Origin of the sequence: Psychrobacter cibarius (assembly GCF_904845955.1) — a bacterium.
GTDB lineage: Bacteria > Pseudomonadota > Gammaproteobacteria > Pseudomonadales > Moraxellaceae > Psychrobacter > Psychrobacter cibarius_B.
In genome coordinates this window covers 1-14335 of the sequence record NZ_CAJGYX010000005.1, presented here as the reverse complement: position 1 = coordinate 14335, position 14335 = coordinate 1, and the positions used below count along the sequence as shown (strand labels likewise).

The window sequence follows — 14335 nt, the reverse complement described above, 5'->3', positions numbered from 1 at the left end:
AACTAACATTACTGATGCCAGACCTACTTATGCCAAAGCCCTTTGATTGCTTCCCATTGCTGAGTAAATATTGAGTCATTGCCGTTGGTGGATTGATTGGCTTTTGGCAGTATGTGCTCGTAATAAGTACCCTTAAGAAGCTTAGTTAATAGACCTTCGCCGATGAAACCTTTACCATCGTTGAGTGTATTCGCGGCTTTTAGTAATTGACGGATATCGTATTGTAATGGGTTAATATCGGGGACTTGTTTTTGCACGTTTAGTAGCTCATAAACTGCGACACGAGCAGTACGAACAGAGCTCTCCATGGTAAATACCACATCATTATGTGTCTCGACGAACTGACCGACTAGACCCATATTGACACAACCATCAGGGACTATCTCAGGACGATCGCCTTTAGCACGAGGCATAAACATCGAGGTGATGTAGGGCATATAAGCCGTTCTGACGATGGTATTGGCCATGATATTCTCTATATCATCGAGGATACCAAGGTGATGACAGAGTTCGCTCAAGATCTCTTTGCCTGTACATTCTGGGATGGGTCTTTTGACATAATTGCCTTCTTTATCCATAAACAAGGCATATAGCCATACGACTAGCGTGTCTTTTGGCTGATCAGGGAAATGCGGTTGACGGTTACAAGTAAAGCTCATCAACCAGTTTGAATCCGTAATCGTAATGATGCCACCGGTCACTGTTTTACCCGTATAAGGATCGTTGACAGACAGCGTTTTGAGCTTATCAATAAAGGCAGACGGCTGGCAGGTCAAAGTCGCCGACATCCAAGCAGATTTATCCACATGCTGATTAAATTTTTCTGGGTGACCAAAGACGGCAGATTGCTTAGCCAGATTATTCCATACTTTCCAACCAGACGATTGCCCCATACTGTCTTTTGTGAAGTCCAGCGTCGGCGCAGTATTATCATCACCACAGCGGGTATCTTCGGTCATGGAGCCAGTCGTCACGATGACGTAATCATTGCTACCCATAGGAATGGTGGTTTGCTCATTCGCTTTCTCCGTGATGATGGCTTTGACCTTTTTGGTGCCTGTTACTTTATCAGCATGCTCAAACTCAATGTCTAAATTGGTAACGAGCGTGTCATACTGAAACTGCACGCCTTTATCTTTTAAATAATTTTGTAGTGGCTTAACAAAGCTATCAAATTGGTTGTATCTTGGGAATACCAGTGCAGACATGTCGTTTAGACCGTCCAATGCATGTAAAAAGCGATGTGTATAAAGCTTAAACTCAAGTAAGCTGTGCCAGTTTTCAAAAGCAAACATGGTTCGCCAAAATGTCCAGAAGTTGCTGCTCAAAAAGCTGTCATCAAAATATTCTTCAATAGTGATATCGTCTAGCTCTTCCTTGGGTTTTAATAGCAAACGAATCAGAGCGAGTTGATTGACTTTACTCAATCCCAGCTGACTGAAGTCTTTTATCTCACCTTGCTTATGGATCAGGCGTGCAATAGAGTAATTGGGATCGGTGTCATTTGCTATGCGATACTCATCCAAGGTGCTATAAGGCGCAGGCATTTCAAGAGCAGGGATATCTTGGAATAAATCCCAAAAGTTTTCGTAAGTGAAATCCATTTCACGACCGCCGCGCACCATATAACCCGTCTCAGGATTGCCGCTACCATCTAAGGAGCCACCTGCCACGTCAAGATGCTCTAAAATAGTAATGTTTTCAGCGGATACTTTGCCATCTCGGATGCAGTAATAAGCACTGGCCAAACCTGCAATACCGCCCCCAACAATATAAACCTTACTGTCCTGATAAGCGTCAGTGGGCGTCCCAATATTGCGCTGATAATTACCAACTTGATCAGGGAAGGGTAAGCGTTTGCCTGGTATGTTTGCTACACGGGTTTTACTGGCATCAGGCTGATGGATAAATGTGTCGTGGTCTACCGGATTATTGGTTTGAGTCTTTATAATTTTCATAGGTTCATCCTTATTTAGTAAGACAGGTATAAAAGGTTATTTGACTAAAATGAAGGGTTTATAGACAGACTATAGGGTATTTTTATTAAACAATAATGACATCGGTTGAAAGTAATATAAGTACTTATTTGCCAAATTATGCGTTATCCATTGGCTAATGGCTGGCTATTTATGATGATTGCTAACCACAATCACCTCTATGCAATTATGTAGGCGCTGTTTCATACGCTCCAGCAACGGCGCAACCTTGATAGCTTTTATTATCATAAGTTAACGTCACCGTAAATTCATTTTAATAGCCATTATCATCGGTACAAATCTGGCTATTTATATTCATGATAATAGGCTTGCCGCTAACGGTACTCACGTATTCCACACCTTCGGCATAGGTCGAACGAGAGACAACGATGGTCGTTGGTTTCAAGAAATCTGCTTCAATGCTGAGTTGGTTGCCATCAATTACTGTGCGCCAACTTTTTTCTGTATTACCAAAAGCGGTGAATGCTGATAACGGTTCTTCGGTGCTGGATGGCTCCAAGCTTAGCTGTTCGTCAGCGTTCTCTTTTGTCGTATTGGTAATGACCGCTGTTGATTCTTTTGCCGTGGTTGGTTGATGACTACTACAAGCCATTAGTGAAAGACTGCTTGCTAAGCACAAAGTACTAAAAAACAAAGGACGCATCGCTTTTCCTTTAATATTTAAAAGAGAAAGACTTTGTGAGCGTCTTTCTTTAGGGTTAGTTGAATAGCTGTATGAGCGAGTGATATCAAGCTTTGAGTGTACAACAGACAAGCATTGCAATCAGTGATAAGTGACGGTGATCCGCGATATTATATAAAATACAAACACACCCTCTATATTAGTATTATTAATATAACATATGTATAAAATTTCACAGTATAGAACAAGATAAACTTGGCAGACTCTATAATCATAGAGATATTGATGACATTAATAGAAAAATTAGATACTGACTTGAATATGAAGAAGCCACTTAAAAAAATAAGTGGCTTTTTTGTGCCTTGCAATGGCTGATAGTACAGCTATGCGCTCAATAAGCTGCATGATGTTATTGATGATAAAAAGAGAGCAGCGCTAAATGAGTACAAGGTTGTATCTACCAACGGCAAGCTAATTTTTGTTAATTAAAAGGTGCTGGTCAACAGATAAGAAAACAAAACTTTTGTCATTATATTGTCATGATGGCATCGTATCCTTAAGCCCACTATAAATGGTGGTTGCGTATCACTGATGTCTTTATTCATTAAGTGATTCATTGATGATGGTAGACGCATCAATATAAGGTTTATCTATGAGTGTTGCTGGTCGGCTTGGTAGTATTTCCACACGCATGCTGATTATTTTAGCATTGGCTTTTTTACTAATTATCCTAATGGTGTATTGGGTTATTGAGACTCAAGCTAAGCCTCGTATACTGGAGATGACTTCAGAGACAGTGGTTGAAACGGGTAACGAAGCCATTAATAGCATTATGGCGAATATCAGCCATGTCGACGGACTGGCAAAGGCAACCAGTGTGAACCGCCCCGACTATATCGGAGAGTGATTTACTTGAGTCAGGCAGCCATGCCTGACAGGATTAAATTATCATAATACCGCTTTTCAAACTCAAAGGGTGACACATAACCAATCGTGCTATGCAGTCGTATTTTATTAAACCAATCCACCCATTCAAGGGTTGCCAGTTCAACATCATTGATACCAGTCCAGTTCTCCTTTAAATAGTCAATTACCTCAGATTTATAGAGTCCATTGACCGTTTCAGCCAGTGCATTATCGTATGAATCACCAGTCGTGCCGACAGAAGCGATGATACCAGAGTCACACATTTTGTCAGTATAGCGAATGGATAAGTACTGAACCCCTCGATCGCTGTGATGAATCACATCTTTGGGATGGTTCCTATCTGCTATCGCCTGATTTAGCGCAGCCATAACCATATCGGTATTCATGCGATTAGATACTTTCCAACCGACAATACTACGGGCAAACACGTCAATAATAAAAGCGGTATATACCCAGCCGCTAGTTGTTTTTATATAGGTGAAGTCAGCTACCCAAAGCTGATTGGGTTGACGTGCATTAAAGTTACGATTGACTAGGTCATCAGCGCGCTTTTGGTCGTCACGGCTGTTGGTGGTAATCTTGCTTTTGCCACGCCAGACACCTTGCATACCATACTGCTTCATTAAACGCTCTACGGTACACCGAGCAACCTTTAACCCGTCAGCTTTCATCTGCTGCCAGACTTTGCGCGCACCGTAACGGCACTTGCTGTCCCGCCAAATACGTTTAATCTCACCGATGTAATAGGCGTCATGCTGACTGCGCAGTGAACGCTTGTGTGGGTTGTCGCTTAAGGCTTGAACACGATAATAAGTTGACGGGGCAATCGGTAGGACTCTACAGATCAGCTCGACCCCATAAAGGTGTTTATTGTCGTCGATGAAGTGAATCATGATTTTAGTCAGCGGTCGAGCTCCGCCTGGGCGAAAAAGCCGCAGCCTTCCTGATGATTTCATTAGCTTGCTTAAGTTCTTTATTCTCGCGTTCAAGCTCTTTGATGCGTTCTTTATCACTTTGCGCTTGCACTGAGGCAGGAATGGTTTGATCGATGTGCTTTTTATGCCATGAGCGCAGGGTTTCAGGCGTGCAGCCAATCTTAGGGGCGATGGCTTGAATCGCTGACCAGGTAGAGGGGTAGTCGCCTGCCGCTTCAATGAGCATGCGAACGGCGCGTTCTTTAATCTCAGGAGTGTAGGTTTGTCTTTTCATTGTCGTATTCTCTCAGAATGTTGAGTCTCCGACAATCCCGGGGCGGTTCAAGTGCGATGGCGGGCGGCTTGCCAAAAGAAGACGGTCTTTATAGAGAAACCTTTGGCAATCTCATGCAACAAACCGATCAACGAATTGTGGGCGGCGGCGTGTGGTTTGATCCAAATATGTACGCTCAAAACCGAGAGCGCCAGTCGTTTGTGTGGGCGCGGGATGACGCAGGCAACATGCAGCCGTTAGAGCAGTATAATCAAGTGCGCCAAACGCCGAATCCTTATTATCGAGAGTGGTGGTACATTCCTGCGATGTACGCACGTCATGACCACTGCGTCTGGAGTCGTGCGTATGTCGATCCGCAAAGCAATCAGCCGATGATGACTTGCGCCAAGGCATTGTATGACAGTCGCAATCAGGCTTTTGATGGGGTGGTGAGTTTTAATCTGCTCTTGGATAATCTCGATGAGGCGATGAAAAAATGGCAAGATAAGCTGGGCGGTTATGTATTCTTAGTGGACTTGGACAATCGATTTTTGACTTTTCCAGATCAGTCGATGGTCACAAAAGCAACTAAGGATAATCCTCAAGGTGAAATGGTAACGGCGCATCAATTGGCCAAGAGTAATCCTAACTTTGCCCCTATTGCAAGTAGCTTAGATAGTATTAATCAGACGCTTATCAATGAGGCCATTACCAAAGATGAAAGTCGTTATACGCTCGCGGCACGTAGTATTTTAAGTACGACCAACTTAAATAAAATCAGTGAGCAAGAGTCCAAATTACTCTCTGCATTATTACTGTTAAATATCGACCAAACGTTTAATTTGGTCGACAGTCATCTAATCGATACCATTGCTGTGCCTAATGATTTGGTATTGCAGCAGCCCGCTACCGCCTTCGTATTTCGTATGCCCTTTACTTATTGGAAAATGGTCATCGTCAAGCCTAATGATGACATGATGAGCGTCGCAAATGCGCTGTCCAATAAACTGATTCAAGCCATGCTGTTGGGTTTTATTCCTATTTTGTTATTGACCGCTTGGGTGTTTCGTCGCTACTTTACACGGCCACTAAAGCATATGGCGCAGGCAGTAGCTGATATGGGTGCGTTGATTGAACAAAAAAAATATCAACAATTAAGCGCGCATAAACTGCCGCACTCAAATGTTAGTGAGATTCAAATCATCAGCGAGCAAACCAATCAATTGATTGACCGCGTCGTCGAAAATGAAGGCGCGCTCGCCGAAATCAATGTTCATTTAGAAAAACAAGTCGCTGCTCGTACTCAAGACTTGCAGCAAGCTATGGATGAATTAAAAGCCTCACAAGTGCATCTAGTGCGCTCTGAAAAAATGGCCACACTGGGCCAAATGGTGGCAGGTGTCGCTCATGAGGTCAACACACCGCTAGGCTATGTGCGTAGTAATATGGAGCTGGTCGGTGATAATCTCGTGCGTTTTGATGAATTGCTACAGCATACCGATCAATTATTGCAGGCGTTAAAAGCGCCAACTATCAATCAAGAGCAAGTCAAGATACTGATAGAAGAGACTTTACAATGCTGTGAAGAGATTAAAGAAGATGAAGTCAGTGAAGATTTGGCAGATTTAATCAAAGATGGACTTTATGGCGTCGACCAAATTGCTGAACTGGTCGTCAGCTTGCGCGACTTTTCTCGACTGGACGAATCCAAAGTAAAAGATGTCGATATCAATGATTGCATCAATACCTCATTGATTATGGCTCGCAATAATTTAAAAACCTTAGACATCAATACCAATCTAGCGGAGCTGCCGCCGATTCAGTGTAATCCTTCACAAATTAACCAAGTATTACTAAACTTATTTAATAATGCCGCGCAAGCCATGCCGCCAGATCATAAAGGAACACTGCTAGTCAGCTCGTCTGTCGATGAGGCGCAGCAATATATCGTTGTACGTATTATAGATAATGGTGTCGGTATCGCAGAGCCTATTTTAACGCATATCTTTGAGCCATTTTTTACCACCAAAAAAGCAGGCGATGGCACAGGGTTAGGATTGGCTATTACGGCACAAATCATCGAACAACATAGTGGACGCATTGAGGTTAGCTCAGTCGTTGGCGCGGGCACGACGTTTACCCTCATGCTACCGATACAGTCTATCGTTCATGAAAAGAAACCTTCGCAAGCCTTATTTGAAAGTTGAGAGACTTCCAACCACTTATTTAAAGAGAGCGTCATGCAAAAACCAAAAATCGCTTTTATTGATGATGAGCCGCGTATATTGCGCAGCTTAAAAATGCATTTTCGCCAGTCACATGACGTATTTATTACTACCGATGCCACTGAGCTAATGGAATATGTCAGCCAGAATGAGGTACAAGTGGTCATCAGCGACCAACGCATGCCAGATAAGCAAGGTACGGAAGTATTGAGTGACATCAAAGCAGCTTCACCAAATACTATTCGTATCTTGTTAACTGGTTATGCGGATCTGAATGCCGTAATGGATTCTGTGAATGAGGGCGAAATTTATCGCTATATCACTAAGCCATGGCAAAATGATGAACTTAAAAAAATCGTTAATAAAGCCACAGAAATTGCTCAGCAAACGCAAGAAATCACAAAAAATATTATGGAAAATGATGCAACTCAAAACCGTGTTAATAGTGGCACGGTTAGCAATCGCAATATATTGGTACTAGACGATGATGAGAGCGTCTATCAACAAATAAAAAGTCATTTTAAGAGCGCTTATACCGTGAGCTGGGCGAGTAACCTTGAAGAGGCCGCAAAGTTATTACAAAAAAAACGCTTTGGTGTCACGATTACAGATTCGACTCTCAATAAAGAAAATATTACGCCCATCGTTTATGCCTTAAAAAATATCCAGCCAGATCTGATGGTTCTGATGCTGACTGAGTTCAAAGACGCTCATATGGTCATTGATTTAATTAACAAGGGTCAGGTGTATCGCTGTCTACCACGTCCGACTAACTTCTCTATCATGAGTATCAGTCTTGATCGGGCTTTTGATCATCACGAAAGATTGGTGCAGCAGCCGATACTGGCAGCTCGTCATCATGTTGAAGAAGTGCCGGAGTCAGAGGCTTTTAACTTTTCTGAAAGACTAAAAGGTTTTTTTGCTAAATTCAGAGGTTGGCGCATTAGTAGATAAAAAAATAGGGCACGCTAAGAATGCCCTATCCATAGTTTAAAATATCATTGCCTCCTATGTACATGAGAGACGTTTTTATTGCTCATGGTTCATTTGCTCATGGTTCATTTGCTCATGGTTCATTTGCTCATGGTTCATTTGCTCATGGTTCATTTGCTCATGGTTCATTTGCTCATGGTTCATTTGCTCGTGATTCATTTGCTCGTGATTCATTTGCTCGTGATTCATTTGCTCGTGATTCATTTGCTCGTGATTCATTTGCTCGTGATTCATTTGCTCGTGATTCATTTGCTCATGGTTCATTTGCTCATGGTTCATTTGCCCGTGTCCACCATGCATATTGGCCATGACCATCGGCACCGCTATGACGGCTAAGCCAGATAGCATCATGATTGCGCCATTCACTTGTCTTAGGCGCAAACGCCCGATTTGATTGCGCATCCAGTTGACCGTTCCGTGCGTGGCGACGAGCATGGGTACGGTTCCTAGACCAAAGACAAACATTAATACGGCACCTGTGAGCGGGTCATGACCGACGACCGCAATAAGTAATGCGCCATAAACGAGACCACAGGGTAAAAACCCCCATAATAAACCTGCCGTCAATGCTCGAGGAAAGGTGTTTAAGGGGAAGACTTTCTGCCGCAAAGGTGATAAAGCTTGCCAAAAATGCATACCAAGACGTTCAAGCTTGTTCAAAAAAGGCAACCCTAGCATGGTTAATCCTACAAATACCAAAACCAACCCTAGTAGAATGCGAGGTGTGCTATTGCCAACCATTAAAGGGGTCAATACCGTAGTGCCAATCACTCCAGCAATTAAGCCCAATAGGGCATAACTGAGTAAGCGCCCCAAATGGTAAGTCGCAATGAGGCCGCGTTTTTTTGCTGGACTGGTTTCTTTTATCGATAGTCCGAATGCGGTGACGATACCGCCACACATACCTAAGCAATGCGGCGAACCAAAAAATCCCATTAAGAATGCTGCAATTAATAGTGCCATAGTCATGAAGATGCTTCCTAAAATATAAGATAAATAAAATCCGTTGAAGGTTTAATCGTTATGTTAGTCAGTTAATGACCTATCTTAATGACACCTAAAACTTATAGTTGACACCCACATACAATGATCGACCCGCGCCAGGGACGGCAGTACCCCAGTTAGAACCGCTACCTATTTCGCCATTCATCGACATGGTTTTGCCTTGACCCATGTATGCGCCCCCTAGAGGTAGGGCATAGTTTTTATCGAATACGTTATCGATACCAGCCTCAATCGCTACCTCTTTAAACTGATAGCCTGTACTGAGATTTAAGAGACCATAACCCGCCGTTTTAATTTCGTTACGAGGGATTGAGATATCATTTTTAGCCGCGATGCCCACCACTTCGATTTGGTTTGTCCAACCGTTATTTTCCCGATTCAGGGCAACACTGCCATTGAATGGCATGATGTTATATAAGTCTGAGCCGCTGTCTTTATTTTTCCCTTTGGTATAGCTTAAGGAGCCTACCATATTCCAGTACCCCCAAGCATTTGCTGCCAGCTGCCGATTGGCTGAGATATCTATGCCATATATCTCAGCATCTTGGTTGGTATAGCGCAGCACATTATATTGATTCGCTGTTTGAGTGCTAGCTGCTGTGTTTGCCATGGGGTTCCACTGTACGGCATCGACATAGTCATCAATTTTTGAATAGTAAGGAGTGGCTTTGACGCCCCAGCTATCATCAGTACCGCGCCAGTCTAAGGTGGCAGATAGGGTGTTGGATTTTTCTGGGCGTAGATTAGGATCACCAAAATAGCCATTGCCGTCACCAACGGTATTATTCATGATGGCCGCCATTTTCCAAGTGGACCAGGTATAGCGTTCATATAAGCTTGGCGTGCGTTCTTTGTGCGACAGACCTAAGGCTAGATTTTTTTGTGAATCAATGTCGTAGCGTGCGAGTGCAGTAATATCAACGTTATTATCAGTGGTTCGGCGGTCACTGGCATTAAAGTTAGCGCTATCTCGCAGCTGATTGGTCATATTGTTTTGACCATCGATTTGATAGCCATGTACTTCATCAGCACTGGTACGTACGTTTTCATAGCGAGCGCCAAGCTGGGTGCTCCAGTCAGGCGAGATGTCTTTTTCCCATTCGCCATAGATACTGATGCGCTGACGTTGACCATTGTTTATATTTTGAAAGTCATTTGGCGACATCATACCGTCGCCAGATGCCGCCCACGTGTCATCGAGCGTGTAGTCTTGATATTCAGCACCTATATTGAGCGTGCCTTGGATGGTTAAATCAATAATACCTTTAAGATTGGCACCGATGGTCTCGCTACTGGTGTACATCGGCATACCTTTGGCATTACCGTACACGAACTGTTTGTCTTCCCCAAAGTTCATATAGTGATCGACATCTTCATGATAGGCCTGTGCTTCTAGCTGCCCCCAATTTAACTCGCTTTTGTAGCGCAAATTAATGCGGTCAAGCTGATTGTCGAGCATGTCCATCCGCTGATTTGGATATAACTCTTTTGGGACGTTTTGCCACAGATAAGTGCCTTGTAGCAGATGATTGCCGTTCTTATAAGCCACATCTACTGACTGATTTTTGCTTTCATAGGCGGTTGAACCAACTTCGTCTTTCGCTAAGGTTTTACCAGCGTTCCCTGTCTCTGTATAAGATTTAAAATCACCACCAGCTTTATAATTATCCGCCTGCGCAAAGCTGCCTTTATAGGTGAGGCTAAGCTGCTCGTTTGCTGCTGTGGTAGATACATTGGCACCATAAGCGTCACCATTACTACGATAAAATGTGCCGATTTCACCTGAGGTTAATATGTCGCTATCCGTTGAAAACATAGGCTCTGCTGTTTCGACAACGATAGTACCGCCAATGCTATTACCACCGACACTCACAGGCGTCACACCTGCATAGACGGTGGTCTTGTCTATAGCGCTTGGCGCAATATAAGACAGGGGTGAGTTCATACTGTTTGGACAGGAGGCGATTGAGTCAACGCCATCCACTAAGATACGCAGACGATTGTCCGCCAAGCCTCTTATCACGGGCAAGTTTGAGATGCCACCGGCACTTTGGACATTTAGACCGGGTATTTTTGTCAGTATAGTGGCCGTATCACTGCTTGCCACTTGTTTGCTGCTAATAAATTTTTGATCAAGGGTGGCGGCTGTTCCAAGTGCATTGGTACTAGAGCGCTTATCCGCTGCTGTCGCATAAACGACGATTTCTGGCAATTGAATATGTGGCTCATCATCAGTAGTAGGCAGGTGCGCCTTTACGGTTGTGGAATCCGCATAAGCGCTACTGATATGCAATAAAGACAAGGCTAAAACACTTAGTTTTAAAATAGGTACAGCATTCATTGATGAAGATGACATCTTTTTTTCCTAGAAATTCGCAAAAATATTTTATGAAATCGGTTATTCAGTTTTTACCAAGAGGCAATGTCAGCCAAGGTAAGCTAAGCCACTTATGGACTTAGACTAGGCACTTACTGAATATTTTCCGATATAAATAGATAGCATTATGAGCACAATATTATGAGCACAGTTTTGAGCGCAATGTTTTAGGCAAACGCATACAAGTGCCTCAATCAGAGCGTCAAATGAGCGCGTTGATTGAGAGCATTGTCACTAATGCTCTAGGGCGTGTCCTCAATTCAATCGATTACTTTCGAAATGGGCTAAAAATGGCTAAATTTTGCCAAACATCATCAAATAGCTTATTAATATCTCGATATTATTTGCGCTACTTTCCTTGTTTGACGGCAATTTATCTCATGTTTATCACCATTTTTAAAATGAGGACACGCCCTAAAAATATTGGACTATAAATGTGGATAATTATGTAGATAGTTATGTGAGTGTGACTGGAGGAGCGCGTGCGAGGGGTCGTAAAAAATTACTAGGAGAGTAGGTATGTGAGCGATACAAAAACGTAACTGAGACAGTAGACAGCTCAATCAAAGCCGAGTCAGTATGTGTAAAAGCGACTGGCAATAGTGCCGCAGACATGGCAGTGCAAAGGTCACAGCCAGTGTATTTTACGGTATCAGGGTTAGATTCAGAGCTTTCAACCTTATCTTTGCTATATAAAGCTTCCTGCGAAGGTGCGGCGTCCACCGTTATGACTGGCTCAACGGTCGCAGGCGATGCTAAAGATAAGGATGCATTATGATGAAGTAAATGACGGGCGGCACTATCAATGGGTATGTTGTGATTCGTTTGCGCAATATCAGTCTGTATTTGCTCATACTGCTTAGCTGCCGATACAATCGGTGCAAGCTCTGCACAGATACCATGACCTAAGTGGGCATTATCATCCCATAGAGGTGTGAGCAACAGCGTGATGTGCATGATCCAAGCAAAACATGCGACCAACATGCCGAACCACATCGTTACCGGTGATGAATATCGTAAAACAAGCTTACGGCGCTTAGTAGACATGATAGGGTCATCGTATTACCAGCATGCTGATGATGCATAGGTAACATTTATAAGTAAGGAGGTGTGCTAACTTGAAACGTCAGTTTAAAGCATTTTAGAAAGAATACATAACAAAATAGACATTATCATTAACAATGCCATTCTAAGACAAGGGGTATGCTCTTTACAAGTCTTGTATAGAGATATATCGGGCATTCTAGAGAAATCGGTCACAGCGTCGTCATGTTTGCTCAGCCTGCTATTTGCCGTACTTTAATTTGTCATATTATACTTTGATGTACGTATATTCATCTTGTACTGAGAAGACTATATGACTGAAGTAGCTAGACGATAACCAAGCAAATGGGAAAGAGCTAATAAAACCCAGCGGAAAAGATAGGCTAATGTAATGCGGAGTGTGATTTTTTGTTTTACGTGACCAATGTTGATGGTGCTAGCGAGAGCCTTTCCTAAAAACTGTGTAACTGCTTATAATCCACTAACCGGAGAATAAGCAATGACTACTCAATCTGACATTAAAAAACTGGCCGAGCAAATGGCTGGTAGCATGAAAAGCTTTGATGATATCAAAGACTTCCAGAAGCAGCTCATGCAGTCGTTTATCGACACTGCCCTTGAAGCTGAGATGGAAGACCATCTTGGCTACCCCAAGCATGAAGAGGCGGATAAGCCAAACAAGCGCAACGGACATACTAGAAAGACCGTCCGCAGTGATAGCGGCGCGCTTGAGATCTCCACCCCAAGAGACCGTGATGGTGACTTTGAACCTGCGTTAGTGCGTAAGCATCAAACCCGTATCAGTGGCCTTGATGATAAAATAATCATGTTTTATGCCAAGGGTCAAACCACCACTGAAATTGTCGAAACCATCAAAGACATCTACGACGTTGATATATCAAGCTCTCTTGTCTCAAGAGTCACGGATAACCTCTTAGATGACATCACCGCATGGCAGAACAGGCCACTGAGCAGCATCTATCCTATCGTCTATTTGGACTGCATCGTCGTGAAGATACGTCAAGACAAGCAGATCATCAACAAGGCTATCTATCTAGCGCTAGGTGTTGCTCTTAACGGTAAAAAAGAGCTGCTTGGTATGTGGTTATCAGAGAATGAGGGCGCTAAGTTCTGGCTGGGCGTTCTCACTGAGCTACAAGACCGCGGAGTACAAGACATCTTAATCGCTTGTGTCGACGGCTTAAAGGGCTTCCCCGATGCTATCAACACCGTTTATCCCAACGCTCAGGTTCAGCTGTGTATCGTGCATATGGTGCGTTACTCCATGAAGTTTGTACCATGGACGGATAAGAAGGCCGTAGCGGCTGATTTAAAGGCCATCTATGGCGCTGATACGCTTGAGATGGCAGAGGCCAATCTTGAGCACTTTGATGAGGTGTGGGGCGAGAAATACCCGCACGTGGTTAAGTCTTGGCGCAATAACTGGGAGGGCTTAACGGTGTTCTTTGGCTACCCTAAAGACATCAGAAAAGCGGTTTATACCACCAATGCGATAGAGTCGCTAAACAGTGTGATTCGGACGGCGGTGAATAAGCGTAAGGTGTTCCCCTCTGATCAGGCTGCATTTAAAGTGGTCTATTTAGCAACTCAGCAGGCATCCAAAAAGTGGTCTATGCCCATTCGTAACTGGACGTCTGCTTTAAATCGCTTTATGATTATGTTTGATGATCGTATTAGTAAGCATTTAATCTAAATGGCAGTTACACAGAATTTGGGATGGTCTCGTGAATGTCGCTGACGCCTTGAGTAATGGCAAGTAATGATAAAATCTTTATATTTTGTTGATTGCTTTTATGAGCGATTTTTCCTACAATGTTATTCCAAAATGCGCCTATAGCTCAACAGGATAGAGCAGTTGCCTCCTAAGCGATCGATCGGGGTTCGAGTCCCTGTAGGCGCACTATCAAACATTGTCAAAAGTAATCAAAAGACCTCA

At 43.3% G+C, this 14335-nt stretch carries 10 protein-coding genes, 1 tRNA gene and 1 other annotated feature; of the genes, 5 read left to right on the top strand and 6 right to left on the bottom strand.

The window, feature by feature from the left end:
* Positions 1-23: 23 nt before the first annotated feature.
* Positions 24-1958, bottom strand: a complete 1935-nt coding sequence (locus JMV76_RS10405) for an oleate hydratase (RefSeq protein ID WP_201502628.1) — start codon at positions 1956-1958, stop codon at positions 24-26.
* 292 nt (positions 1959-2250) lie between these two features.
* Complete coding sequence (locus JMV76_RS10400) at positions 2251-2640, bottom strand: hypothetical protein (RefSeq protein WP_201502627.1); 390 nt, start codon at positions 2638-2640, stop codon at positions 2251-2253.
* A gap of 631 nt (positions 2641-3271) precedes the next feature.
* Between JMV76_RS10400 and JMV76_RS10395 the strand changes: the two genes are divergently transcribed.
* Positions 3272-3526: a hypothetical protein gene (locus JMV76_RS10395; RefSeq protein WP_201502626.1), complete on the top strand. Its 255-nt coding sequence runs from the start codon at positions 3272-3274 to the stop codon at positions 3524-3526.
* A gap of 10 nt (positions 3527-3536) precedes the next feature.
* Here the strand turns inward: JMV76_RS10395 and JMV76_RS10390 are convergent.
* Positions 3537-4755 (bottom strand): IS3 family transposase gene (locus tag JMV76_RS10390; RefSeq protein ID WP_201502625.1). Its coding sequence is split into 2 segments (ribosomal slippage): positions 3537-4476 and positions 4475-4755, totalling 1221 coding nucleotides; the frame shifts between segments, so codons are not numbered across the junction.
* Positions 4365-4481: a sequence feature (AL1L pseudoknot), on the bottom strand. Its footprint overlaps the gene before it by 117 nt.
* A gap of 17 nt (positions 4756-4772) precedes the next feature.
* On the opposite strand from JMV76_RS10390, the gene JMV76_RS10385 reads away from it, so the two are divergent.
* Positions 4773-6941: a PAS domain-containing sensor histidine kinase gene (locus JMV76_RS10385; protein WP_227690306.1), complete on the top strand. Its 2169-nt coding sequence runs from the start codon at positions 4773-4775 to the stop codon at positions 6939-6941.
* A gap of 33 nt (positions 6942-6974) precedes the next feature.
* Positions 6975-7913 (top strand): response regulator, encoded by a 939-nt coding sequence (locus tag JMV76_RS10380; protein WP_201502624.1) that lies wholly within the window; start codon positions 6975-6977, stop codon positions 7911-7913.
* A gap of 75 nt (positions 7914-7988) precedes the next feature.
* On the opposite strand, the gene JMV76_RS10375 is transcribed toward JMV76_RS10380, so the two are convergent.
* The 3 genes from JMV76_RS10375 to JMV76_RS10365 all read right to left on the bottom strand — a co-directional run bounded on the left by JMV76_RS10375 (position 7989) and on the right by JMV76_RS10365 (position 12381).
* Positions 7989-8921 (bottom strand): sulfite exporter TauE/SafE family protein, encoded by a 933-nt coding sequence (locus tag JMV76_RS10375; protein ID WP_201502623.1) that lies wholly within the window; start codon positions 8919-8921, stop codon positions 7989-7991.
* A gap of 88 nt (positions 8922-9009) precedes the next feature.
* Complete coding sequence (locus JMV76_RS10370) at positions 9010-11313, bottom strand: TonB-dependent receptor (RefSeq protein WP_201502622.1); 2304 nt, start codon at positions 11311-11313, stop codon at positions 9010-9012.
* 477 nt (positions 11314-11790) lie between these two features.
* Complete coding sequence (locus tag JMV76_RS10365) at positions 11791-12381, bottom strand: hypothetical protein (RefSeq protein WP_201502621.1); 591 nt, start codon at positions 12379-12381, stop codon at positions 11791-11793.
* A gap of 496 nt (positions 12382-12877) precedes the next feature.
* On the opposite strand from JMV76_RS10365, the gene JMV76_RS10360 reads away from it, so the two are divergent.
* A complete protein-coding gene (locus JMV76_RS10360; protein ID WP_201502620.1) occupies positions 12878-14092 on the top strand; it encodes an IS256 family transposase in 1215 nt (404 codons plus the stop codon).
* 134 nt (positions 14093-14226) lie between these two features.
* A tRNA-Arg gene (locus JMV76_RS10355) sits at positions 14227-14299 on the top strand.
* The last annotated feature ends 36 nt before the right edge of the window (positions 14300-14335 follow it).

What these genes read in the sequence shown, in the direction of transcription:
- JMV76_RS10405 (WP_201502628.1), bottom strand. Translation starts at nt 1,958, where the DNA reads ATGAAAATTATAAAGACTCAAACCAATAATCCGGTAGACCACGACACA.
- JMV76_RS10400 (WP_201502627.1), bottom strand. Translation starts at nt 2,640, where the DNA reads ATGCGTCCTTTGTTTTTTAGTACTTTGTGCTTAGCAAGCAGTCTTTCA.
- JMV76_RS10395 (WP_201502626.1), top strand. Translation starts at nt 3,272, where the DNA reads ATGAGTGTTGCTGGTCGGCTTGGTAGTATTTCCACACGCATGCTGATT.
- JMV76_RS10385 (WP_227690306.1), top strand. Translation starts at nt 4,773, where the DNA reads ATGTTGAGTCTCCGACAATCCCGGGGCGGTTCAAGTGCGATGGCGGGC.
- JMV76_RS10380 (WP_201502624.1), top strand. Translation starts at nt 6,975, where the DNA reads ATGCAAAAACCAAAAATCGCTTTTATTGATGATGAGCCGCGTATATTG.
- JMV76_RS10375 (WP_201502623.1), bottom strand. Translation starts at nt 8,921, where the DNA reads ATGACTATGGCACTATTAATTGCAGCATTCTTAATGGGATTTTTTGGT.
- JMV76_RS10370 (WP_201502622.1), bottom strand. Translation starts at nt 11,313, where the DNA reads ATGTCATCTTCATCAATGAATGCTGTACCTATTTTAAAACTAAGTGTT.
- JMV76_RS10365 (WP_201502621.1), bottom strand. Translation starts at nt 12,381, where the DNA reads ATGTCTACTAAGCGCCGTAAGCTTGTTTTACGATATTCATCACCGGTA.
- JMV76_RS10360 (WP_201502620.1), top strand. Translation starts at nt 12,878, where the DNA reads ATGACTACTCAATCTGACATTAAAAAACTGGCCGAGCAAATGGCTGGT.